General features: G+C 31.5%; 22 protein-coding genes and 1 riboswitch. Of the genes, 20 read left to right on the top strand and 2 right to left on the bottom strand.

The features are described from left to right. Positions 1–18: 18 nt before the first annotated feature. A complete protein-coding gene (locus tag KTF99_RS14055; protein ID WP_003536207.1) occupies positions 19–1,503 on the bottom strand; it encodes a hypothetical protein in 1,485 nt (494 codons plus the stop codon). Positions 1,504–1,619: 116 nt separating this feature from the next. Between KTF99_RS14055 and KTF99_RS14050 the strand changes: the two genes are divergently transcribed. From KTF99_RS14050 to KTF99_RS14000, 11 genes are all read left to right on the top strand, one after another. Further along, positions 1,620–2,237, top strand: coding sequence for a pentapeptide repeat-containing protein (locus KTF99_RS14050; RefSeq protein ID WP_003536208.1), 618 nt, complete (start codon positions 1,620–1,622; stop codon positions 2,235–2,237). Positions 2,238–2,357: 120 nt separating this feature from the next. After that, a complete protein-coding gene (typA, locus tag KTF99_RS14045) occupies positions 2,358–4,181 on the top strand; it encodes a translational GTPase TypA (protein WP_029480606.1) in 1,824 nt (607 codons plus the stop codon). A 193-nt stretch (positions 4,182–4,374) separates the two neighbouring features. Next, positions 4,375–4,593 carry a DUF6465 family protein gene (locus tag KTF99_RS14040; protein WP_003536211.1) on the top strand — a complete coding sequence of 73 codons (219 nt, stop codon included), beginning with the start codon at positions 4,375–4,377 and terminating at the stop codon, positions 4,591–4,593. Positions 4,594–4,734: 141 nt separating this feature from the next. Further along, positions 4,735–6,159, top strand: a complete 1,425-nt coding sequence (locus tag KTF99_RS14035) for a hypothetical protein (RefSeq protein WP_029480604.1) — start codon at positions 4,735–4,737, stop codon at positions 6,157–6,159. A 4-nt stretch (positions 6,160–6,163) separates the two neighbouring features. Then, positions 6,164–7,207, top strand: a complete 1,044-nt coding sequence (locus KTF99_RS14030) for a class I SAM-dependent methyltransferase (RefSeq protein WP_008791340.1) — start codon at positions 6,164–6,166, stop codon at positions 7,205–7,207. Positions 7,208–8,079: 872 nt separating this feature from the next. Then, a riboswitch (cobalamin riboswitch) is annotated at positions 8,080–8,249 on the top strand. Positions 8,250–8,322: 73 nt separating this feature from the next. Continuing rightward, the gene (locus KTF99_RS14025; protein ID WP_029480602.1) at positions 8,323–9,042 is read left to right on the top strand and encodes a DUF4430 domain-containing protein; all 720 of its coding nucleotides are present in this window, start codon (positions 8,323–8,325) and stop codon (positions 9,040–9,042) included. Beyond that, a complete protein-coding gene (locus tag KTF99_RS14020; RefSeq protein ID WP_003536220.1) occupies positions 9,043–9,915 on the top strand; it encodes an energy-coupling factor transporter transmembrane component T in 873 nt (290 codons plus the stop codon). Beyond that, positions 9,908–11,425, top strand: a complete 1,518-nt coding sequence (locus KTF99_RS14015) for an ABC transporter ATP-binding protein (RefSeq protein WP_003536222.1) — start codon at positions 9,908–9,910, stop codon at positions 11,423–11,425. The genes KTF99_RS14020 and KTF99_RS14015 overlap by 8 nt, the downstream gene beginning before the upstream one ends. Continuing rightward, complete coding sequence (locus tag KTF99_RS14010; protein ID WP_117562034.1) at positions 11,422–12,111, top strand: ECF transporter S component; 690 nt, start codon at positions 11,422–11,424, stop codon at positions 12,109–12,111. Before KTF99_RS14015 ends, KTF99_RS14010 begins: the two co-directional genes overlap by 4 nt. Further along, entirely contained in the window at positions 12,108–13,232 is a 1,125-nt protein-coding gene (locus tag KTF99_RS14005) for a prenyltransferase/squalene oxidase repeat-containing protein (RefSeq protein WP_029480598.1), read from the top strand. Before KTF99_RS14010 ends, KTF99_RS14005 begins: the two co-directional genes overlap by 4 nt. A 456-nt stretch (positions 13,233–13,688) precedes the next feature. After that, complete coding sequence (locus tag KTF99_RS14000; protein WP_081446370.1) at positions 13,689–13,823, top strand: IS3 family transposase; 135 nt, start codon at positions 13,689–13,691, stop codon at positions 13,821–13,823. A 37-nt stretch (positions 13,824–13,860) separates the two neighbouring features. Here KTF99_RS14000 and KTF99_RS13995 read toward each other — a convergent pair whose 3' ends face one another. Further along, the gene (locus tag KTF99_RS13995; RefSeq protein WP_008791345.1) at positions 13,861–14,703 is read right to left on the bottom strand and encodes an AraC family transcriptional regulator; all 843 of its coding nucleotides are present in this window, start codon (positions 14,701–14,703) and stop codon (positions 13,861–13,863) included. A gap of 183 nt (positions 14,704–14,886) precedes the next feature. Between KTF99_RS13995 and KTF99_RS13990 the strand changes: the two genes are divergently transcribed. From KTF99_RS13990 to KTF99_RS13950, 9 genes are all read left to right on the top strand, one after another. Continuing rightward, the gene (locus tag KTF99_RS13990) at positions 14,887–16,236 is read left to right on the top strand and encodes a carbohydrate ABC transporter substrate-binding protein (protein ID WP_003536229.1); all 1,350 of its coding nucleotides are present in this window, start codon (positions 14,887–14,889) and stop codon (positions 16,234–16,236) included. A 61-nt stretch (positions 16,237–16,297) separates the two neighbouring features. Beyond that, the gene (locus KTF99_RS13985) at positions 16,298–17,194 is read left to right on the top strand and encodes a carbohydrate ABC transporter permease (protein ID WP_003536232.1); all 897 of its coding nucleotides are present in this window, start codon (positions 16,298–16,300) and stop codon (positions 17,192–17,194) included. Positions 17,195–17,208: 14 nt separating this feature from the next. Continuing rightward, positions 17,209–18,084 (top strand): carbohydrate ABC transporter permease, encoded by an 876-nt coding sequence (locus KTF99_RS13980; RefSeq protein ID WP_003536234.1) that lies wholly within the window; start codon positions 17,209–17,211, stop codon positions 18,082–18,084. 11 nt (positions 18,085–18,095) lie between these two features. Then, a complete protein-coding gene (locus tag KTF99_RS13975) occupies positions 18,096–18,263 on the top strand; it encodes a DUF6903 family protein (protein WP_003536236.1) in 168 nt (55 codons plus the stop codon). 12 nt (positions 18,264–18,275) lie between these two features. Continuing rightward, entirely contained in the window at positions 18,276–19,394 is a 1,119-nt protein-coding gene (locus KTF99_RS13970) for an ABC transporter ATP-binding protein (protein WP_029480594.1), read from the top strand. A gap of 2 nt (positions 19,395–19,396) precedes the next feature. Next, positions 19,397–21,550, top strand: coding sequence for a 1,3-beta-galactosyl-N-acetylhexosamine phosphorylase (gene gnpA / locus KTF99_RS13965; RefSeq protein WP_217215617.1), 2,154 nt, complete (start codon positions 19,397–19,399; stop codon positions 21,548–21,550). Positions 21,551–21,600: 50 nt separating this feature from the next. Further along, on the top strand, positions 21,601–22,524 hold the full coding sequence (locus KTF99_RS13960) for a nucleotidyltransferase family protein (protein ID WP_003536242.1): 924 nt from the start codon (positions 21,601–21,603) through the stop codon (positions 22,522–22,524). 6 nt (positions 22,525–22,530) lie between these two features. Beyond that, positions 22,531–23,622: a phosphotransferase enzyme family protein gene (locus KTF99_RS13955; RefSeq protein ID WP_008791348.1), complete on the top strand. Its 1,092-nt coding sequence runs from the start codon at positions 22,531–22,533 to the stop codon at positions 23,620–23,622. Positions 23,623–23,758: 136 nt separating this feature from the next. Next, the gene (locus tag KTF99_RS13950; protein WP_003536246.1) at positions 23,759–24,028 is read left to right on the top strand and encodes a phosphocarrier protein HPr; all 270 of its coding nucleotides are present in this window, start codon (positions 23,759–23,761) and stop codon (positions 24,026–24,028) included. Positions 24,029–24,132: the final 104 nt, after the last annotated feature.

Below are 24,132 nucleotides of genomic sequence, written 5' to 3'. Positions count from 1 at the left end.
AAACCCGTTATGGGTTTTTTAGTTTAAGAGCGTATGCGGAAGTTCGTAGATTATATCGTCATGGCTGTATGTACGAATTTGTTTATGAGGTAAAATAGACTGGCGATCTTCTAACAATCCATCAAATACAATCTTGTGTCGATAGGGGAGCAGTGCTAAATTACAGACCTGGGGCAAAGTTGAATTAGGATAAATTTCTTTAAGATGATTAACAAGCCCATAAATAGCATAAACACCAGTTTCATTACTAACGAGCGTATAGTCATCAAGATTTGTTAAAATTAAAAAGTCATCAATAAAGCCAGCTTTAAAATCATTAATAATAGTCAGTTCATAATTGGTTAGGTGCTCAGGATTTTCACTGATATAGTGGTCGATTATATTTGGATTATCAAATAGTAAGGTTCGAATTTGAGAAAAATCATCTTGCTCAATATAATCAAGATTTTTCATTGAAATATCTGTAATTTTAAAAACTTGGTTAGTATACTCTAATAAACTTAAATACAGCTGATAAAAGGTAGAACTCTCTTGCTCACTGAAATAAGAATCTTTGTTGATTGTCAAATAGTAATCATACGGGGATAATCCATAAAAAGCAGCACTATGAATTAAAGGAACTGCAGCACGTAAATTCTTTTCAAGATGTTCAATAACTTGATTATTTGTAATTTTTAATTCATTAATCATATAAATCAAATCGTTAAGGTCACCATGAATTTGACAAAAAAGCATAATACTATCTCTAAATAATTCTCTTACAAAAAGATTATCAATTTGTTCGACTGCTTCATAGAGGTTAGTGATGGCTGGTTCACTTAAGTCAAAGCCATATTTAGCGATCGTTCTTAATTGTTTGGCGGTATAAGCCGCAGGAGTTTTTTTTACTAATGTTTGGAGCTGTTCAATTTTTTGGATAATCGGCCGATATGGCTCATAAGCTAATAATAATTCAGTTTCCCCTTGATAAATAAAGTAATGCTGAAATAGATAGTGATTTGTATCTAAATGAGTGTTTACTTCATTACGTGAAAGTGAAGGATCATAACTATGATAAATATTTACTAATTCTTGTGGTTCAATAATACCTCTAATGGCTAGAATACCAATCAATAATTCATTGATTTGATCTATTTGAATGACCTTGTCAATATCCGCTTGTTCTACAGCATTAATAACATTTATCTTTATGTCTTCAGGGATTTCTAAATAGTTATTATTATTAGGATTTTTAATTAGTAAGCATTTGTTGATCAATGTATTGATTGTAGGGATATCTTTACGATAACTTTTGGTTTTTTCAAAATTTTGTAAGAAAACGATTTCGTCATAACATAAAATATCTAAAACATTTTGAATACTGCCATTGTAGTATGCTACGATCTCTTGATAAATCTGTTTTGAGGTAATTTGATGCGGTGGTTTAGGGGTGGCAACAATCTTAAAATAACGCTGGTAAATATGCTGACATTCAGGTGTTGTAATTAATTCAACTAGTTTCATTAAACCACCTCCTTATACTTATAGGATACTACAATTTGCTGGGAGTTTAAAATGATATACAAAGAATCTTTACAATAAAGATAAGCTATGCTTATAATAATCAGGTGAGGTGTAAGATGAAAAGAAGAGAGCCGGTAATTCATGATTTAAATAAGTGTTCATTTCATGAAATAGAAGATAATTATTATCAGTGTTTATTTAATGAAAATCCTCAACAAGTTATTCCAATTAAAAATTTAACGATTGAGGAATGTAAATTTATTAAGATTGATTTTAATATGATCGAATTAGTTAATACTCATATAACAGATTGTATTTTTGAAAACTGTGATTTATCAAATTTAGAATTTAATAAGGTTAGTATCCATCGTTGTCACTTTATTAACTGTAAGATGACAGGGCTAAATTTTATTGACTGTTCTTTACAAGATCTTTTATTTGAGGGAGTACAAGGACGCTATATGAATATTAGTCTTGGAAATATTCGTTGTGTTGAGTTTAATGATAGTACATTAGATGAAAGTAGTTTTATGGAAGTGAATGTTAAAAATCTTGTTTTTAAACAAGTTAGTTTTATTGCTGGAGAGGTATTTAAAACAAGCTTAAAAGGGATGGACTTTAAGACCACTAATATTGAGGGAATTAGAATCGATGATTATAGTTTAAAAGGAATCCATGTTGATATGTATCAGGCAATCGCTTTAGCTAGTTTATTGGGAATCATCGTTGATTGAATTCAATGACAAAAAATGAAATTAAGGGCTATTTAAGCCCATTTTTATATCAATTAAAAAAAATAATGACAAAATACAATTCTGTGATATAATGATGAAGTTATAAGAGAGGTTGAGTAAATGAAGATAAGAAATATTGCGATTATTGCCCATGTCGATCACGGTAAAACAACACTTGTAGATCAATTATTAAAATTATCGGGTACATTTAGAGATAATGAACAAATAGCAGAACGTGCAATGGATAGTAATGCCATTGAACGTGAGCGTGGAATTACTATATTGGCTAAAAATACAGCCATCAATTATAAGGATTATCGCATCAATATTATGGATACTCCTGGTCATGCCGATTTCGGTGGTGAAGTTGAAAGAATCATGAATATGGTTGATGGGGTATTATTAGTGGTCGATGCTTATGAGGGAACAATGCCTCAAACACGTTTTGTTTTAAAGAAAGCATTAGCAGCTAAAGTAAAACCAATCGTAGTAATTAATAAAGTAGATCGTCCAGTAGTAAGAATTCAGGAAGTAATGGATGAAGTATTAGAATTATTTATGGAATTAGGAGCTGATGATGATCAGTTAGAATTCCCGACTGTCTATGCTTCAGCATTACAAGGAACTTCTAGTTTGGACCCTGATTTATCAACTCAAGACCCAAGTATGGACTGTTTGTTTGATATGATCATTGATGAGATTCCAGAACCATTAGTTGATGAAGAAGGACCATTACAATTCCAGCCGGCTTTATTAGATTATAATGATTATGTGGGAAGAATCGGTGTTGGACGAATTCAACGTGGTAAAATACGAGTTAATGAAAGCGTAACTTGTGTTCGTGCTGATGGTTCACACAGTCAATTTAGAATCCAAAAATTATTTGGTTTTATTGGCTTGCATCGAATTGAAATTGAAGAAGCAGGGGCTGGAGATATTGTGGCGATTGCTGGTTTAGCTGATATCGGTGTTGGTGAGACTGTATGTACTACGGGAAAAGAAGAAGCTTTACCATTATTAAAAGTAGATGAACCAACTATTCAAATGGTTTTTGGTACTAATACTTCGCCATTTGCAGGTCAAGATGGAAAATTTGTAACAGCTCGTCAAATTGAAGAACGTTTATTTAAAGAAACTAACCGTGATGTATCTTTAAAGATTGAAAGAATTCCTAACAGTGAAGAATGGATCGTTTCTGGACGGGGAGAGTTGCATTTGTCGATATTAATTGAAAATATGCGTCGCGAAGGATATGAACTTCAAGTTTCTAAACCAAAAGTAATTATTAAAGAGATTGACGGTGTACTTTGTGAACCATATGAAGAAGTTAATATTGAAGCACCCGATGACTGTATTGGTAATGTTATAGAATCATTAGGATATCGTCGAGGTGTACTTGAAAATATGGTTAGTAATGAAGGACAAACAAGTGTCACATATACAATTCCTTCAAGAGGGATGATTGGTTTTATGACAAACTTTTTAACAATGACAAAAGGTTATGGAATTATTTCTCATTCATTCTTAGAATATCGCCCAATGGAAGGTGAATCAGTTGGAGAAAGATCACTTGGTGTTTTAGTTTCGATAGATAATGGTCAAACTACAGCCTATGCTTTAGGTGGGGTTGAAGATCGTGGAGTTATGTTTATTGGTCCTGGTGTTGATGTTTATGAAGGGATGATCGTTGGTGAACATAGTCGTGACAATGATTTAGTAGTTAATGTTACAAAAGGTAAACAACTAACAAATACCCGTTCTTCATCAAAAGACTCAACAGTTGTTTTAAAAAGACCTCGGACATTTAACTTAGAAGCTTGCTTAGATTATATTAATGATGATGAATTAGTTGAAGTAACACCTGAAAACATTCGTTTGAGAAAACGTTATTTAACAGAACAAGCACGTAAACAACAAAACCGTTTAAAACAAAATAATTCATAAAGCAGGAAATTTCGATTTTCTGTTTTTTCTTTTTTATTCAATTTTGTTAGACAAACTTTGTAGGAATTTTCTAAAAAAAGATAATATTTTTATCGTTAATTCTTAAAAAATGATGATTAACACTATAAAATTTGCATATTTGGCTTGAATATGATATTATTGATTCAAGAAGAAACGGGGGAATTATTTAAAGATGAAAGCAATCGTAGAAGTACAATATCATGGGAAAAACGTAACAGCAACTGATATTGAAAAATTGGTAAAAGAGGACGTTAAATCACAGGGAGTTAAAATTTCAACTGTTGATACGTTGCAAATATATTATACACCAGAAACTTCATCAGTTTATTACGTTGCGACTACAAAAGATGGTAAATCTGTAAATAACGAAGAACCATTAGTTATTGAGTAGTCTTAATATAATATCCAAAAATATATCCAAAGCAAGAAACGATAATTTAGATTATCGTTTTTTGTTTTATTATCATCAAAGGTTTGTGGTTTATCGACAAAAAACATGCTATAATTATTTTGTTTTGAAGGAGTGAAAAAAATGAAAAAAATTACAGCTGGTTTATTAGCATTTTTAATGCTAACAGGATGTTCAAATATAGATAACGATCAAACATTGTTTGTAGCTAATAATAAAGAAAAATATGCGCTTATGGATTATGAAGGTGATAAGCAGACTGAATTTATTTATGATAAGTATGAAGAAGTTGGAAGTTCTGGTTATATTGTAATTAAGGATAAAAAGTATGGATATCTTCTTCATGATGGTGAAGAAGCAATCAAATTAGGAAAATATGATAAACTAGAATCAATTGGAAATATGATTGTTGGTTATGATAAGAATGAAAAAATTAGTATTTTAGATGGTGAAGGAAAAGAATTATACAAGGAAGATAAAAAGACAGAGATTTCTTTATTCGGGTTACCGGTTATTCATCAAGGTAAAGAATATATTGTTTTATATAATGATGGTGAGGTATTAAAAAAGAGTAAGGAGAAGATTATAAGTGCATATACAGTTGATAGTGATTATGCGGTTATTAATTTTGAAAAGACCTCATCTATTTACAATTTAGTTAATGAAAAGCATATTGAAGGAATCAAGATTGGTGGCAATAATCAGTTGATGGATCATAGTAGTAAAAAAGGTTATTTGCTTTATAATCGTAAAACTCATGAGATCAATGCATTGGATTTAGAAGGAAAAATAATTTTTACTACAACACTTGAATTAGATGATTTATATTATGATAATTCAAAAAATATTATTGGAGTAAAAAATCAAACTACATATTTATTTAACAAAGATGGTGAAACAGTAACATCAAACAGTTACTATCGTAACTATAAAAATTATGTTGTAAAGAATAAAGAAATGATTTACGGACCACATAAATTCGTTAATGATGGTAAAGAAATAGAGGTAAATGGGATTCAGTTAGACCCAATGGCATCATTTACAAAGAGTAAGATTTTCCCGGTGTATGTGCGTGATGAAGGTTACCAATATTATGGTTTTGATGGTAAGGAAGCAATAAAGGAATCTTATAAGAGTGCTGAAGCTTTTGATGAAAATAATCTTGCTGTCGTTTCTAAAAAAGAAGATAAATATTATTTAATTAATAATAAAGGCAAAAAAGTATCTGAACAATATGTACGAATTATGTATTTAGGTGAAAAATATTATGCTGGATATACTACTGGCAGTAAGTATGAAGTATTTGATGTAGAAGGAAATAAAGTAATTAATGACTATTTTATGGACGAAGGGACAACCTTTGTGTATAATGATGTAGTTTATGGTATCTTCAACAAGAGTGGAAGCAGTTATATTTATGATATGAATGAAAATGAAGTGGTTTTCTCAGTTGAAGGTGATTTAGAATTCAATGAAAAAGGGTATTTTGTAACAGTTGATGGTGATGCTTATTATTCATTGAAAGGCGAGAAAATTTATAAGAGGTAAAGAAATGGAATATTATATTTACATGCTTATTTCGTTGGCAGTAATGTTGACAGCAATCAAATTGATTTTTTGTGAGTTAGAAGGTAGAACGGCACAAAAGAAAAGTATTTTAAGCTGGTATACTAAATTAAATGAACCGTTTAAGTATACTCGAACAAAAAGTATTATCTTTATGTGTGTGATATGCTATGCTATTGCGTCAGTTCAGGCGATGTTTACAACTGAATGGTTTGTTGAAATGTTAGGATTTATCGCAGTTGGAGTTATTTGTGATGGGATTAGCCAGTATATTGGATTTTATTACAATAAAATCCGTTTTAGGAAGAAAATCAATGAGGCTTTATTGATGAAATCAGAAATTGCCAAAGCGATGAATGAAACAGCTAATGCGCTGGTACAGCAAAGTTTACCAACTTATTCAAGCCATGAGATTGCCGCCCGTTATTTTAATGATGACACTCATTTAGCGACTATCTCATTTGATGGGGGAGAATATGTTGCTGCTTTTGAACATTTACCACCACTTACATATGTTGTAGAAGCTCAATATGAAAAAGCTGAAGAAAAATTAGCTGATCGCAATGTTAAAGTAACAAAATTAACAAATGAAGGGAAATTACCATTTAAAGATGAGCGAATCGATGTCATTGTTAATGAATTATCTAATTATGATAAGTATGATTTGTATCGGGTCGTAAAACCAGGTGGGTATATTATTGTTAATCAAATGGGTAGTGATAATTATAAAGAATTGATCAATATTTTCTTACCTTTTAAGTTACATGGTCGTTGGGATCGTGAGGCTAGTTGTCAGACATTGAGTGACATTGGTTTGGAGATTATTGATAGTGTGGAAGAACATGGGTATGTTCGTTTTGACACGCTGGCATCATTTATTCAGTTCATGAAAGGAATCACTAAAGCTGATATTACTCAAGATCGTTTTATGAATTTTTATAGTCATGTGTTGAAACAGATCAAAGATAAGAAATATTTTGAATTAACGACTCATCGTTTTATGGTAGTGGCAAGAAAAAAAGAGTTATAAGAGTAAGGTTAAATTGAAAAAAATTTTCAATTTAACCTTTTTTTATGGAGAAAAATTAATTATTACGGAAAATGATAATTAAACTGCCAGACAATTTTTTTAGGAGAGTTTTATCTGCGCTATGAACAGAAGGTGTTTATAACGTTGGCAGGGTTGTCTAAGATCATATTGAGATATGTAAGTCTGTGACTAGAAAATTATTGCTTTTTGTAACGATGTTGGTTCACGTATCAGAAATAATATGTACTGCTGTTATGAAGTGGATATTAAGCTGTTTAGAATCTCATTGCCGGAGGAGTAATGGGTAACTGATTATGGGCAAACGCTTAAAAAAATGTCGTAAATTCATATTTAAAATTGTATTAAAGGATTTTTTACAGTATTGATAGAATAAAAAGAGATGGTTTTATGATTGTTAAGAAAAAGGCTTTAAATCTAAAAAGATTTAGGAGCTGATAAGGTAGGTATACTTCCAATCTCGACACTAAAAGAATTGTTAATTAGAATATTATATTATTGAATTTAATATACAACATTAAATTCATGAAGTAACATGGCTAAACAGTAATTAAATCAAATATCAAGCAAGGTTAAGAAAAGTATCACTTGTCACACCGTATGATCAATAAACAAAAGATGCAAGTTATGTAGCTAATACAATGCGGTAAAATTATCAAGATGAGTTATTTAGAGATTATTTAAATTAGATTGAAGAAAATAGTTAATAAAGATGATGAGGTTATTTTTATTCATCCAATAATGCTGGCAGGAGATAATAAAATTAAAGATCTAGTATTTTAAATCAGATCATTAGTCGAAAAATGGAAGTTTAACTTCCATTTTTGATTCTTTATTGTATAATTAAAGTAATTTAATAACGCATATTTAATGGTTGTTGTACATTAATAAGGAATCTTGTTAGAAGCAAGAGCGGTCCCGCCGCCGTAATGAGGAGTTAAGACGATAGACCACTGGTGAAAACTGGGAAGGTGTTAAGACGATGAATCTAAGCCGGAATACTTGCCATTATCTTAGGATACACTTTACGGACGATAGAGTAGTTCTACATAAACGTGATCCTTTTGTGCGCCATTTTTTAGAAAGGGTCTTTTATTATGTCAAAATATTTAAAAATTTCATTAGTATTTATCTTGGTTTTATTGACTGGATGTGGAACAGTAACAAAGGGCAATAATATTGTGAAAACCAAAACAGAATCAACTGAACAACAATGGGCTAATGAGGTGACAGCAACAATTGATGCAGCTGGTAATGTAACAGTCATAAGTGAAAATAGTCAGACAGATAGCGCTACAGATGCTGGTGATGAGCATAATAAGGGAACAAATAGTTCTGCTTTAGATTCTAATCAGACATCTAATGATGGTGCTAATACTGATGTTGGTAATAAAGATAATTCTACAAATAATAAGCCAGCTGATAATGATAATCAAATGATTAATGTTAGCATTTCAATTGATTGTAAAACAATTTTAAATAATATGAATGATCTAAAAGATGGTTATGAACAATTTATCCCAACTAATGGAATGATTCTTAGTACTGAACAATTTAAAGTTAAAAAAAATACAACCGTAATAGATGTTTTAAAGAAAGCAACAAGTGAAAATGAGATAAAACTGGTTACTGTTTCTTCAGGTTTTGGGCTCTATGTAAAAGGGATTGGTCAAATTGAAGAAAAAATATGCGGTTCATCGAGTGGCTGGATGTATAAAGTTAATGGTAATTTTCCTGAATATGGTGCAAGTTCTTATCGATTAAAAGATGGTGATAAAATAGAATGGCGTTTTACTTGCAAACAAGGGGATGTTTAAATGCTCAGTAAAATTAATATAATAAAAAACAAATTAGTAATCAAACCTTTTAAAAATAGTCATCCAGTAGTATTATTTGCTTATTTTCTTTCAGTTATTACTCTAACAATTATTCAACAAAATTATTATTTAATCATTTTGTCGATAGTTAGTGCGATAATAATTGATTATTATTTTAATTACCTAACTTTTTTTAAAGATATGAAATATACTGTTGTTTTGGTGGTTATTATAATGATTACAAATCCTTTATTTGTAACGGAAGGATTTGATATTTGGTTTCAAAATGACTATGTCACGATTACTAAACAAGCTCTATTTTATGGATTAGTATTTGGCTTGCTGTTATCATGCATGTTATTGTGGTTTCGCATAATGAAAACATGCTTAACAGATAGTCATATTGTTTATTTATTTGGTTCAATATTACCTACCTTAGGGTTAGTTATATCGATGTGTTTGAATATGATTAGTAAATTAAAAAATCAATATCAAAAAATTAGAGAGGCTAATATAAATATGCCCAGTCAAAATAAGTTGGGTTACTACCGAAATATGATAGTTGTATTAGTTACATATGCTTTTGAATCATCGCTTGATATGATGAATTCAATGCAAGCTAGGGGTTATGGACAAGGTAAGCGAACTAGTTTTCATCTGTATAGTTTTAGAAAAGATGATGCTTTAAAATTAATAGTAATAATAGGACTATTTATGATAAGTTTATTAGGATTTTTAATCCGCTATCGTAGTTTTTATTATTTTCCACTTATTCAAGAATTTAGTTTACAGTGGCAAGATGGTTTATTTATGCTAGTTTATATAGGATTAATGTTATTACCAATTTATTTAGGAGGAAAGAAAAATGTATAAAGTAAAAAATGTATGTTTTACTTATCCTGATAATGAAAAAGTGATTGATAACCTTTCCTTTGAAATAAATAAAGGGGATTTTGTTGTTATTTGTGGCGAGAGTGGTTGTGGCAAAACAACATTGTTGAGATTGTTAAAATCAAGTTTACAACCGACAGGAACACTTGAAGGAACAATTGAACTAGACGAACAAATAAAAAAAGATATTCAGATTGGCTTTGTTTTTCAAAACCCTGATGATCAAATTGTTATGGATAAGGTTTGGCATGAAATTGCTTTTGGACTTGAAAATCAGGCAATCCCCTTAAAACAAATGAAACGTCGAGTAGGTGAAATTGTTAATTATTTTAATTTACAAAATATTATTAACAATGATACACAATCATTATCTGGCGGAGAAAAACAACTTGTTAATTTAGCTAGTGTAATGGTAATGAATCCTAGTGTTATCTTACTTGATGAAGCTACGGCTCAGTTAGATCCAGTTAATCGTGATGAATTTATTAGAATTTTAAAACAGCTAAATGATGATTTTGATATTACGATTATTTTAGTTGAACATCAATTAGAAGGCTTGTTGGATGTTGCAAATCGTTTGATTTTGCTTGATCATGGCCAAAAAGTTATTGATGATCAAATTGAAAAGGCAGTAAAAAAGATGTTAACAGAGGATGTTTTTGTAGCTGCTTTACCTAATTATGTACGAGTTTCAACATTAGCTAATGCACTTTGTTTAACTGTAAAACAAGCACGTGAAGCACTAAAAGACTATCATGATTTTGATATTAAGGAGCAGGAGGTTGTCGATACTGGACTTTTATTGAAAATTCGTGATTTGAGCTTTGCCTACGATAGTACGGTTTTAGAAAATCTTGATTTAGATGTTAGACAAAATGAGATATTATCAGTAGTAGGAGCTAACGGTAGTGGGAAATCATCATTTTTGAAATGTATCGCAGGGTTAGTTAAGTATCAAGGTAATATAACTAAAGTAGGAGTTGTAGAAAAAATTGGTTATTTACCCCAGGATCCCACAACATTGTTTATAACCGATAAAGTTATAAATGAATTATTAGTAGTAGAAAATAATTTAAAAACAGTTGAAATTGAAATGGAGAATATTGGAATTAGTAATTTACGAGATATGCACCCGTTTGATTTGAGCGGTGGTCAAAAGCAATTATTGGCATTAGGAAAAGTTTTACTGACAAGACCGCAATTGTTGTTATTAGATGAACCTACTAAAGGAATAGATGCAGTGAGCAAAGATAATTTGGCGAGTTTGATTCGTAGTTTAAGCAAACATATGACGATAATTGTTGTTAGTCATGATTTAGAATTTGTCGCTAAAATAAGTGATCGAGTTGCTATGATTTTTAATGGACAAATGGAATCAGTAGACTCGATGCGAAATTTCTTTAGTAATAATTTATTTTATACTACAACGATTAATAAAATAGTAAGAAATAATAACTCTGAAGTTGTTTTATTAGAGGATTTAGGGTTATGAAAATAAAAAAAAGTATCTTTATTTTAATGGTTATTGTTTTAATAACGATCTTAGGAACTGTTTTATATAAAGATGAAAAATATAATTTAATTATTATTGCTTCGTTTGCATTATCTTGTTTACCATTTTATTTTAAATATGAAAATAGCAAACCTAAAATAAGGGAAGTTGTGGTTTTGGCAACAATGATTGCCCTAACAGTTGTTTCTAGAACGATTTTTATGTTAACACCCAGTTTTAAACCTGTAACTGCAATGGTTATTATTTGTGGGATAGTTTTTGGTCCGGCATCTGGTTTTATGTGTGGGTCGTTGTCAGCAACATTATCAGACTTTGTTTTTGGAATAGGACCATGGACTCCATTCCAAATGATCGCATGGGGAATAATTGGTTATGGAGCTGGAATTTTTAGTAAAAATTTGTTTAAAAATAAATTTTTATTATATGGATATAGTGCTATTTGTGGACTTGCTTTTTCCATGGTAATGGATTTATGGTCAGTTCTTGCTTTTGAAACAAGTTTTAATTTAACACGATATTTGGCAATAGTATTAACTTCATTACCAACGACGTTAATATATATTGTTTCAAATATAATTTTTATGTTTTTACTTAGTAAGACGATGTTTCAGATCTTACAAAGGGTAAAAATAAAATATGGAATAACGGAGGGAAAAATTGAATGAAAAAATTAATGCGGTTTACTGTGGCGTTAGCGCTTGTTTGTGCTTGCATTGTGCCAATCAATGCGCAATCTTCAACTTTAGCCAAAGCTCAAAGCTATTGGTTGAATAACAATGAATTATCTGGACTGGATGCCGTTTTGGCTGTAGAATCTTTAGGATTAGATGTTGAAGATGAAAAGAATAATTTTACTTTAAACTATTCTTTTGAAGCACCAACAAATTCTTATGGTGATGAAATTACTTATGAAGAAATGGATGCTGGTTATTTGGCTAAAAATATTATGGCTTTAGCGGCAATAAAATCAGATCCTGCTAAGTTAAAACTAAAAGATGGTTCAACGATTAATCTAATTGATTTATTAAAATCAAAAATTGATGAAAATGGTAATGTTGATTATGGGTCAGCAAATCCAGAATCAAGTACTGCATATACAATGTTTGCCTTAGCTATTGTTGATGAAAATTATAATCTTGATAAACTAGGATTAAACTTGACTGAGATGCAGCTTAGTGATGGCTCTTGGGGCTATAATGGAGCTTGGGGTGGACCTGATATTACTGGATGGGCATTAGCTGCTCTTTCATTATGCAACAATACATATCAGGCTTCAATTGATAAAGCTTTAGCTTATTTAGCATCAATTCAAATTGATAATGGCGGTTATAATAGTGGCTTTGGCGTTAATTGTAATAGTCAAGCTTGTGCCGTATGGGGAATTTTAGAATACGATATTCAAGGTGTAAAAAATGGTACTTACAATAAGGGTACAGGCAATCCATATGATCTATTATTACAATTTATGCAAGAAGATGGTTCATTTGGCGCTAGTTTAGATGTAGATTATGGCAATGCTTATGCAACAGTTCAAGCGGCCCTTACTGTTGGGGTATATGAAAATGGTTCCTTAATTGACAATATTAAAGCTCAATATGATGAGATGTTGAATCCTAAAAATGATCAGCCAGAACCAACACCAGCTCCTGCTCCGGTTACACCATCTACACCTGCTGATAAGTCAATTACATCAGTTAAGACAGGTGATGATGCAGTCATTGCACTAACAGTATCTTCATTGATTATTAGTGGTGGAATGTATTTGTTTATTAGAAAAGAATCTTAAAAAAGTGTAAAATGTAGTGACCCCCAAAATGATATGTACCCTCCTTACTGGTTTGTCCAGTAAAGAAGGTACACATCAAAAAGGAGGTCACTTTTTATACGGAATAGTAAAAAATTTAAATTAAAATATATTTAAAAATATAAGGATGGGAATATCTAAAAGATCTATCGGGTGTATGTCATAAGGATTTTTGACTCAACGAGTGGAATAAAATTAGAACATATAAGCTGACTTTATCCATCGAACAAAAAATGGAACTGATAAATAGAGTTGGAAACAGAGAAAATTATCGGTTAGTAGCTTTAGCTGCCAGTATAGGACGATGTATTAATAAAAAACTGAACATCTTAGTTTGCAATTATTATTCAAACCTTAAAGGATTAATCTTTCATTTAGATCAAGAATGACATTGTCACAGCATAAAGCCTATCAAAAATGGTTAAGTGATAAAGAAAATTGCATGAACAATTCAAAGCTGCAATGAGTGAATATATCGAATATTATAATAACGAGAGAATCAATACAAAAAGAAAAGGATTGAGTCCACTTGTATATAGACAACAATCCTTTCAAGATCTAACTTTAATTTAACGTGTCCAACTTTTCGGGGCACTACAAAAGCACTTTTTTATTTATTATATTTTTGGTGGTTTTTACGATATTGTAAAGGAGAAAAATTTGTACTTTTTTTAAATGCTTGAGCAAAATATGAAAGCGAGGAGAAACCAAGAATTGTTGAAATCTGTGAAATTGATAGGTCGGTATCTCTAAGTAAATATTTGCTCTCATATATTCTTCGCTGAAGTAGATAGCTGATTGGTGAAACACCGACATCATTTTTAAATTCATGAGCAAGATAGAATTTATTCATATGAGTTTTTTCAGCTAAAGTATCCAAAGTTATTTCTTTATGGTAATTACGATCAATGTAGTTCTTGATCATAAAGATTTCCTTGCGAATAGTCTTACCTTGTGTTAAAGATACATTAATACGATTTAATCTTAAAATATTTATTAGTAAGACTTGCATTAGTTGTTGGCACATATCATCATATAGTTCATTCTTAGCTTGTGATTCTTTTACCATTAAATTTAAGTAAAAAAGAATCTCATTTTTATAATTAGCATAATTACAGCTAATATAATCTTTTAAACTATCCTCAGGTATTTCAAAACTAATCCCATCAATAGCAATTACAATATATTCCAATGGATTTCGATCACGAGAAACTTCAGTATGCATCGTGTTAGGGTTGATAATAACAAAATCATTTTCTTGAACATTAAATTCGTCTGCTCCGATTTTAAAGCCACCGCATCCTTTAGTTACATAAAATAATTCAGTAAAGTGATGGGAGTGTAACTGAGAATGCCAGTCACCTTCATATTTTGAACTACTAACATATAGTAAGCGAGCTTGATTATTAATTAATGCCGGCTTTTCGATAAATTCAATTCTTTCATTGCTCATAATTTTCACCTCGAGTTTATTATAACTAATATAACGTCAAATTTATATAAATTTTTATATTTTTATAATAAAATAAAGCAAGATATATAAAAAAGTAAGCAATTATCGCGTAGTAAAAGCGCTTACATTAAAATATAATTTAGTTGTAATTAATCATAATAAACAAGGAGGAAAACGAATATTATGAAGAAAATTTTAAGTACTGCCCTTGTATTATCGTTAGCAGCAGGGATGCTGACTGGTTGTGGTGGCGGGAAATCAGATGACACCAATACTTTAAAAATTTCGGGACTAAATGGTGGTTATGGGACAAAAGGATGGGAAGCTGTAGTTAAGGCTTTTGAAAAAAAAGAAGGGGTTAAAGTTGAATTAAATTTAGAAAAAAATATTGCTGAAACTTTAAGACCGGTAATTACTTCAGGAAAAGATGTACCTGATTTGATTTATTTATCAGTAGGATCTGAAGGTGGTTTAGTAGATACAATGATTTCTGATAAAGCAATCGCTGAAATCAGTGATGTTTTAGATATGAAAGTTTATGGTGAAGATGTAAAAGTTAAAGATAAAATTATCCCTGGATTTACTAATTCATTTGCAACTAAGCCATATGGTGATGGAAAATTATATTTAGCACCATTTACTTATGATCCTTGCGGCTTATTCTATAATGCTGGTTTATTTGAACAAAAAGGTTGGACAGTTCCAACAACTTGGGATGAGATGTGGGAATTAGGTGAAAAAGCAAAGGCAGAAGGAATTGCTTTATTCACTTATCCAACAACTGGATATTTTGATGCTTTTTTCTCAGCGTTATTAAACGAAACTGTAGGTGCTGACGCTTATACTAAGTTAATGGAATATGATACTAAAACATGGCAATCTGCTGAAACTAAAAAAGCATTTGAAATAGTCGGAAAATTAGCACAATATACTGAAGCTAATACGGTTGCAAATGCTAATAAAGATAATTTTACAAAAAATCAACAATTAATTTTAGATAATAAAGCATTATTCTGTCCAAATGGTACTTGGTTGCCAGATGAAATGTCTGAAGCACCACGTGCTGAAGGTTTCAAATGGGGATTTATGGCATTACCAAAAGTAAGTGCAGAAGGAGATTCATATTCTTCTACATTCTCTGAACAAGTATATATTCCTTCAAAAGCCAAAAATGCTGATTTGGCTAAAAAATTTATTACATTTATGTACAGTGACGAAGCTGCAAAATTATTTGCTGAAGAATCTGGATGCGTTTTACCAACTACAACTGCTTCATCATATTTACCAGAAAAAGTAAAAGATAAAGATGGTAATGAAATTGATAATCAAAAAACACTATTCTACCAAATTTATGATAATGGGGCTAAGAGTTGTACGGTTGGATTTAAATCTGTTGATGCAATTGAAGGGGTTGATCTAACTAGTGCTGAAGGTATTCTTTATGGAACAGTTAATTCTGTTGTAACAGGAGATAAAACAGTTGATGAATGGTATAATGCTGTGATTGATGCTGTTAAAAAATACGACAAATAATAATTGATAAAATAATAGCGGTGGTGTCATTCCACCGCTATTTTAGAAAGTAGGTGCAGCAATGAATAAGAAAAAAGAAAGACGCAGATTCATTATTTTATGCCTTGCCCCAGCGGTAATCTTATTTGGAGTGTTCATGATTTTGCCGACCCTTAATGTCTTTTGGATGTCAACATTAAAATGGGGCGGGCTATCAGCCGATAAGACTTTTGTTGGATTTAATAATTTTGTGTTATTAATGCAAGATATGAATTTTATTCGTGCTTTACAAAATACCATTTTGATTATTGCGGTTGTAACTGTAATTACGATGGCTGTAGCAATTCTTTTTGCTTCGATTTTAGTTAGAGAAAAAATAAAAGGACAAAATTTCTTTCGGGTAATTTTTTATATTCCTAATATATTATCAGTAGTCGTTATCTCTTCGATTTTTTCTGCAATCTATGATCCCTCAGAAAATGGTATGATCAATAGTGTTTTAATGTTATTTAAACCAGAAAGCTGGGAAACTGTTAAGTTTCTTGGAGATCAAAGTATTGTTATTTATGCCATCATAGGAACAATGATATGGCAAGCTATAGGTTATTATATGGTTATGTACATGGCTTCGATGAGTTCGATTCCCGAACACTTGTATGAAGCTTCAGCACTTGATGGAGCTGGGAAAATCAAACAATTTTTTTCAATTACACTACCTTTGATTTGGGATAATATCCGAACAACTTTAACTTTCTTTATTATTTCGACGATTAACTTAAGTTTTTTATTTGTTAAAGTTATGACTAGTGGTGGACCTGATGGAGCTAGTGAAACGGTCTTAAGTTATTTATATAAACAAGCTTATAACAACGCATCATATGGATATGGAATGGCGATTGCCGCAGTAGTTTTTATTTTTTCATTTATTTTGAGTTTTATTATTAATCGTGCTACAGAGCGTGATACGTTAGAGTTATAGAAAGGAGCAGGAAAATGAAAAAGTTATTTAGCAGTGATAAACTTTATAAAATATTTATTTATGTAGCTTTGATTACTCTTGCGGTTTCTATTATTGTACCGGTAGCATGGGTATTTATGGCTTCAATCAAAGAGAATTCTGAGTTTTATGGAAATCCCTGGTCTATTCCGGCAGGAATCTATTTGCAAAACTTTGTTAATGCATTTGAACAAGCGAATATGGGAGAATATTTACTTAATTCTATTTTAACAACAGCGATGGCACTGGTGATTTTATTAGTCGTTTCATTACCAGCGGCGTATGTATTGGCGCGTTATAATTTTAAGGGAAGAAGATTTTTTAACACCTTATTTATGGCAGGGTTATTTATTAATGTAAATTATATTGTTGTACCTATCTTTTTAATGTTATTAGATTGGGATGATTTTATTTATGAATTACTCGGAGGAAATTTCTTTTTAAATAATATTTTTGTTTTAGCTGTTGTATACGCAGCGACAGCTATTCCGTTTACTGTTTATTTATTAAGTGGTTATTTTAAGACTTTACCAAAGGCTTATGAAGAAGCAGCGTTAATAGATGGATGTGGATATTATAAAACAATGGTTAGAGTAATGATTCCCATGGCAAAACCAAGTATTATTACTGTAATTTTATTTAATTTTTTAGCATTTTGGAATGAATATATTATTGCCTTGACATTATTACCAAGTACTTCAAAAACATTACCTGTAGGATTGTTGAATTTGATGCAGGCAACCCGGGGGAAGGCTGAGTATGGTATGATGTATGCTGGATTAGTAGTAGTTATGCTGCCAACGTTGATTCTATATATTATAGTTCAAAAGAAACTTACACAAGGAATGACCTTGGGTGGATTGAAAGATTAGAGGAGAAAACTATGGATGGAAAAACTAAAATAATTATCATGGTTGTTGTATTTATAGTTTCAATGGCTTTGATTTTTATTGGACAAAAAAATGTTGGTTATACAGGATTAGCGACTGAACTGGTGGGCTTAGCTGGATTGATCGGAGTAATTTACACATATAATAAAGGCTATAAGTAAAGGAGAAACAAGATGGCGAATTTAAGCTTAAAACATATTGATAAGATATATGATAATAATGTTCAAGCTGTATTTGATTTTAATCTAGAAATCGCAGATAAGGAATTTATTGTTTTTGTTGGTCCTTCTGGTTGTGGGAAGAGTACTACACTTAGAATGATTGCGGGATTAGAAGAAATTTCAGCAGGAGAGCTATATATAGATGGAAAATTGATGAATGATGTGGCTCCAAAAAATCGAGATATTGCAATGGTGTTTCAATCATATGCATTATATCCTCATATGAGTGTATATGATAACATGGCTTTTGGTTTAAAAATAGCAAAAAAGCCAAAAGATGAAATTGATCAAAAGGTTCGTAAAGCAGCTAAAGCTTTAGATATAGAACAATATTTAGATCGTAAGCCTAAAGCTTTATCCGGTGGACAAAGACAACGGGTAGCATTAGGGCGAGCAATCGTTCGAGAACCAAAAGTATTTTTAATGGATGAGCCATTGAGTAATTTAGATGCTAAATTAAGAGTTCAGATGCGAACAGAGATTTCAAAATTATATCAGCAATTAGGAACAACATTTATTTATGTGACTCACGATCAAACTGAAGCGATGACGATGGGAACAAGAATTGTTGTGATGAAAGATGGTCGGATTCAACAAGTAGCATCACCAGCATATTTATACAATCATCCCGTCAATAAATTTGTTGCTGGTTTTATTGGGAGTCCACAAATGAATTTTTTAAATGGTAAAATTAATGAAAAGGACGGTGCTATTATTATTGAACTGAGTGATGTTAGTTTAAAGGTTGAATCAACTAGAGCTAAGCAGCTTAGAGAAAAAGGATATTTAGGCAAGACGGTAATAATGGGAATAAGGCCGGAAGATATCAGTGTTGATAATGACTACATTAATGAGCATCAGGAGTATTGTTTTGAGGGGAAAGCAGAAGTAGTTGAATTTATGGGTTCTGAAAGTTATATCCATATGGTTAAAGATGAAAAACCGTTTATTGTTAAAGCCCCTGGCGGAACAACTCTGACAAATGGGGTAATTGGGAGATTTGCTTATAAGATGGACAAAATGCATTTCTTTGACATAGACAGTGAAGAAGCTATAATTGAAGGAGAGTAGACATGGAAAAATACGGGAGATTAACGTTACCTACTGATTTAGATGTAATTGACCAAACGATTGAATTAAAAAATAAACTTGGGGCTGATGCAATTCGAGATTGTGATGGGACCGACATGCCTCAAGAATTAATGAATTTGGATGCTAAAATATATGCAACATATTATACTACAAGAAAAGATAATGAGTGGGCTGAAGCTAATCCAGACGAGATCCAACAAGAATATTTGATAACGGACCGTTATACTGCTCGTGATACTAGTTTAACGATTGAGTTAATGAAAGGTTTTCATACTCAGCAGCTGAAAGTTAATGATATTGATGATCCTAAACGCTGGTGGGAAGTAATTGATCGTACTACTGGTGAAGTAGTAGCAGTTGATCAATGGGAATTTAATAAAGAAGTTGGAGCAGTAACAATTTCGACTATACCTTATCATGAATATACAGTTAGTTTTTTGGCATTTTTAATTTGGGATCCTGTTCATATGTATAATTTTATTACAAATGATTGGAAAGATGCGCCGCATCAATTAACCTTTGATGTCCGTCAACCTAAGACCAAGGAATTTGTTAAAGATAAATTACGGAAATTTTGTGAAGAAAATAAACATGTTGATGTAATTCGTTTCACCACTTTTTTTCATCAATTTACTTTAACATTTGATGATCAAAAAAGAGAAAAATTTGTAGAATGGTTTGGATATAGTGCAAGCGTTAGTCCTTACATTTTAGAGCAATTTGAAAAATGGGCAGGTTATAAATGGCGCGCTGAATATATTGTTGATCAAGGATATCATAATTCATTATTTAGAGTACCATCAAAACAATTTAAAGATTTTATTGAGTTCCAACAAATTGAGGTTTGTAAATTAGCTAAGGAATTAGTTGATATTGTTCATGGTTATGGTAAAGAGGCTATGATGTTTTTGGGTGATCATTGGATTGGAACAGAACCGTATGGTAAATATTTTGAAACAATTGGTTTGGATGCTGTAGTTGGTTCTGTAGGAAATGGTGTAACGATGCGAATGATTTCCGATATTAAAGGCGTACGTTATACAGAAGGGCGTTTTTTACCATATTTCTTCCCTGATGTTTTCTGTGAGGGTGGTGATCCGATTAAAGAAGCAAAAGATAACTGGTTACAAGCAAGAAGAGCTATTTTAAGAAGTCCGCTAGATCGAATCGGTTATGGAGGATATTTGAAATTGGCAGTGGAATGGCCGGGATTTGTTGATACAATTACCCAAGTAGTTGATGAATTTAGACAAATTCATGATTTAACAAAAGAAACAAAAGCCTATACCTCTCCATTTAAAGTGGCAATACTAAACTGTTGGGGAAGTATTCGACGTTGGATGAATAATCAGGTTCATCATGCTATCTGGTATCGTGAAATTTATTCTTATGTAGGGATAATTGAATGTTTAAGCGGGATGCCGATCGATGTTGAGTTTATTAATTTTGATGATATAAAAAAAGGAATTAATCCTGATATTAAAGTAATTATTAATGCCGGTACGGCTTACACATCATGGTCAGGAGCAGAAAACTGGATTGATGAAGAGGTTCTTACAACCATTAGAAAATGGATAGATAATGGTGGCGGTTTTATCGGGGTTGGAGAACCAACCGCTTATCAATATCAGGGAAAATTCTTTCAATTAAGTGATGTTCTTGGTGTTGATAAGGAAGTTGGCTTTACATTAAGTCATGATAAATACAATACAGTTGATCCTAATCATTTTATTGTTGAAGATATTGAAGGAGAAATTGATTTTGGTGAAGGAATGGCTAGCATTTATGGACATGGTGAAAACTATCAAATTATTCGTCAACATAAAGAGTTTGCTCAATTAGTTACAAATACTTACGGTGCTGGGCGTAGTGTTTATTTAGCTGGACTTCCTTATTCACCGCAAAATTGTCGTTTATTATTAAGAGCAATCTATTGGGCGGCAGCTAAAGAAGATGAAATGAAAAAATACTATGTAGATAATGTCAATGCTGAAGTAGCTGCTTTTGAAGCGGTAGGAAAGATCGTAGTTATTAATAACTCACTAGATGCTCTGGATACCTATCTATATGTAGAAGGAAATTTACGAAAAAAATTAAGATTAGCACCAATGGAAATGCGTTGGCTTGATATTTAATTGAAAGACTCATTTTCTTTGAAAGTGGGTCTTTTAAAAGGAGGATAAAAATGAATAAACCAGTATTAGTAATTATGGCAGCAGGTATGGGGAGTCGTTATGGCGGATTAAAGCAGATTGATCCAATTGATGAGGATGGTCATATAATTATTGATTTTTCGATTTATGATGCTCGACGAGCAGGTTTTGAAACTGTTATATTTATTATAAAAAAGGAAAACGAAGAAGAGTTTAAAGAAGTTATTGGAGATAGAATGGAGCAAATCATGAATGTTAAATACGTATATCAGGATTTGGCTAATATTCCAGCGGAATTTTCATTACCAGCTGGTCGTGTGAAACCATGGGGAACTGCTCATGCGATTTGGAGTTGTAAAGATTTAATAGATGGGCCATTTGCAGTGATTAATGCTGATGATTATTACGGAGTTACAGCGTATAAACAAATCTATGATTTTCTATTAAATCATCCCGATGGGGTAAAATATAATTATGCAATGGTAGGTTATTATATTGAAAATACATTAACTGAAAATGGTCATGTGGCTCGGGGTGTTTGTCAGGTAAATGATAAACAACTGCTGGTTGATATTCATGAAAGAACACAAATTGTTCGAAATGGTGCAGGTGCAAAGTATACTGAGGATGATGGTCAAAGTTGGGTTGAACTGCCTAAAGGAACAATTGTTTCAATGAATCTTTGGGGATATAATAAGAGTATCTTATTAGAGATAGAAAAAGGAATAAATAGTTTTTTTGAAATCGGTTTAAAAGAAAATCCGTTAAAGTGTGAGTATTTTATTCCTGCAGTTGTAAGTAAATTACTTGATCAAAATAAGGTAGAAGTTACGGTTCTAGAGTCTCAAGAACGCTGGTACGGTGTCACTTATCGTGAGGATAAACCAATAATTCAAATGGCGATTAAAGAATTAAAAGATGCAGGTGTTTATCCTAAGCATCTTTGGAAGGAGTGATCAATAGTGAGTGAAGAGTTATTAAACGAAGTAGTTGAAGCATTTTCATTTGAAGGTGTGTTGAAGAAAAAAAAGCCTTATGGAAGCGGACATATCAATGATACATTTTTATTGACTTTTGATATTGAAAGAATGGGAATGATTGATATCATTTTGCAACGAATGAATACTGCGGTTTTTACTAAACCGATTGAATTGATGGAAAATATTGCTAACGTAACAAGATTTTTACGAGATAAAATTATTGCTAGTGAGGGTGATCCCGAAAGAGAAACACTCAATATTATTTATACTTTGGATCATAAACCATATTATGTAGATTCAGCTGGTGGATATTGGCGAGCATACAAATTTATTACTTGTGCAACTAGTTATGATCAAGTTGAGAGTGCTGAAGATTTTTATCAAAGTGCATTAGCTTTTGGACACTTCCAGAGCCTTTTGGCTGATTATCCGGCAGCAACACTTCATGAGACAATCAAAGGTTTTCATGATACTAAAGCTCGCTTTGAACGTTTTAAAGAAGTAGTTGCCAATGATATTTGTAATCGTGCTAAAGATGTTCAAACAGAGATTGAATTTGTTTTAGCTCGTGAAGATGTGGCAAATGTATTAACAAATTGTAATTTGCCAATACGGGTCACTCATAATGATACGAAGTTAAATAATGTTATGATTGATGATAAAACTCATAAAGGTATTTGTGTGATTGATTTAGATACTGTTATGCCGGGTTTAGCAGTCAATGACTTTGGTGATTCGATTCGATTTGGAGCCAGTACAGGGGCAGAAGATGAAATTGATTTAGATAAAATCGAATGTGATATGGCGTTGTTTGAAATTTATGCTAAAGGTTTTATCAAAGGTTGTGATGGTAAATTAACGAAAGAGGAAATCAAAGCATTACCGATTGGGGCTAAGGTTATGACATTTGAATGTGGGATGCGTTTTTTAACTGATTATTTGGAGGGTGATATTTATTTCAAAATTCATCGCAAGAATCATAATCTTGATCGTTGTAGAACTCAATTTAAGCTTGTTAAAGATATGGAATCAAAATGGGAAATGATGAATAAAATCGTTGAAAAATATATGTGATTATATTAAAGAAGGTAAATTTTTAGCAATATATGGGAATAATTTGTAAGCGCTAAATTTTATGTAAAAAGTTCTTTAAAACCAAGGGGTTAGGTGTTATAATTGATTTATAGAAATTTTAAGGAGGAGTCATAAAATGGCAGAAAAATTATCTTTCGTAGTATCTGATCCTGTAGGATTACATGCAAGACCAGCTACTATCTTAGTTAACCAAGCTAGTAAGTTTACAAGCAATATTAAATTAGTATACAATGGTAAAGAAGTAAACTTAAAATCAATCATGGGAGTTATGTCTTTAGGTGTTCCTACTAAAGCTACAGTAGAAATCGTAGCTGAAGGTGATGACGAAAAAGATGTAATTGCTTCAATTGCAAAAGTTATTAAAGAACAAAAAGTAGCTGAATAAGAAAATTAGAAGTCCTCGGACTTCTTTTAATTACCTGTTCAAATTGAAAATTTGAACATATAGACTTAAGTCAGTTGAGCATACGAAGTATGCGAAATAAAAAA

The sequence above is a fragment of the Erysipelatoclostridium sp. MSK.7.34 genome, from assembly GCF_019041935.1.
In the GTDB taxonomy this organism is placed as follows: Bacteria; Bacillota_I; Bacilli_A; order Erysipelotrichales; family Coprobacillaceae; genus Thomasclavelia; species Thomasclavelia ramosa.
The sequence above is the reverse complement of the archived record's forward strand: the minus strand, read 5'-3'. Positions and strand labels throughout refer to the sequence as shown.

What these genes read in the sequence shown, in the direction of transcription:
- KTF99_RS14020 (WP_003536220.1), top strand. Translation starts at nt 9,043, where the DNA reads ATGCTCAGTAAAATTAATATAATAAAAAACAAATTAGTAATCAAACCT.
- KTF99_RS13975 (WP_003536236.1), top strand. Translation starts at nt 18,096, where the DNA reads ATGGATGGAAAAACTAAAATAATTATCATGGTTGTTGTATTTATAGTT.
- KTF99_RS14035 (WP_029480604.1), top strand. Translation starts at nt 4,735, where the DNA reads ATGAAAAAAATTACAGCTGGTTTATTAGCATTTTTAATGCTAACAGGA.
- KTF99_RS13990 (WP_003536229.1), top strand. Translation starts at nt 14,887, where the DNA reads ATGAAGAAAATTTTAAGTACTGCCCTTGTATTATCGTTAGCAGCAGGG.
- KTF99_RS14040 (WP_003536211.1), top strand. Translation starts at nt 4,375, where the DNA reads ATGAAAGCAATCGTAGAAGTACAATATCATGGGAAAAACGTAACAGCA.
- KTF99_RS13950 (WP_003536246.1), top strand. Translation starts at nt 23,759, where the DNA reads ATGGCAGAAAAATTATCTTTCGTAGTATCTGATCCTGTAGGATTACAT.
- KTF99_RS14015 (WP_003536222.1), top strand. Translation starts at nt 9,908, where the DNA reads ATGTATAAAGTAAAAAATGTATGTTTTACTTATCCTGATAATGAAAAA.
- KTF99_RS14005 (WP_029480598.1), top strand. Translation starts at nt 12,108, where the DNA reads ATGAAAAAATTAATGCGGTTTACTGTGGCGTTAGCGCTTGTTTGTGCT.
- KTF99_RS14010 (WP_117562034.1), top strand. Translation starts at nt 11,422, where the DNA reads ATGAAAATAAAAAAAAGTATCTTTATTTTAATGGTTATTGTTTTAATA.
- KTF99_RS14030 (WP_008791340.1), top strand. Translation starts at nt 6,164, where the DNA reads ATGGAATATTATATTTACATGCTTATTTCGTTGGCAGTAATGTTGACA.
- KTF99_RS13960 (WP_003536242.1), top strand. Translation starts at nt 21,601, where the DNA reads ATGAATAAACCAGTATTAGTAATTATGGCAGCAGGTATGGGGAGTCGT.
- KTF99_RS14025 (WP_029480602.1), top strand. Translation starts at nt 8,323, where the DNA reads ATGTCAAAATATTTAAAAATTTCATTAGTATTTATCTTGGTTTTATTG.
- KTF99_RS14055 (WP_003536207.1), bottom strand. Translation starts at nt 1,503, where the DNA reads ATGAAACTAGTTGAATTAATTACAACACCTGAATGTCAGCATATTTAC.
- typA (WP_029480606.1), top strand. Translation starts at nt 2,358, where the DNA reads ATGAAGATAAGAAATATTGCGATTATTGCCCATGTCGATCACGGTAAA.
- KTF99_RS13970 (WP_029480594.1), top strand. Translation starts at nt 18,276, where the DNA reads ATGGCGAATTTAAGCTTAAAACATATTGATAAGATATATGATAATAAT.
- KTF99_RS13985 (WP_003536232.1), top strand. Translation starts at nt 16,298, where the DNA reads ATGAATAAGAAAAAAGAAAGACGCAGATTCATTATTTTATGCCTTGCC.
- KTF99_RS13980 (WP_003536234.1), top strand. Translation starts at nt 17,209, where the DNA reads ATGAAAAAGTTATTTAGCAGTGATAAACTTTATAAAATATTTATTTAT.
- KTF99_RS14050 (WP_003536208.1), top strand. Translation starts at nt 1,620, where the DNA reads ATGAAAAGAAGAGAGCCGGTAATTCATGATTTAAATAAGTGTTCATTT.
- gnpA (WP_217215617.1), top strand. Translation starts at nt 19,397, where the DNA reads ATGGAAAAATACGGGAGATTAACGTTACCTACTGATTTAGATGTAATT.
- KTF99_RS13995 (WP_008791345.1), bottom strand. Translation starts at nt 14,703, where the DNA reads ATGAGCAATGAAAGAATTGAATTTATCGAAAAGCCGGCATTAATTAAT.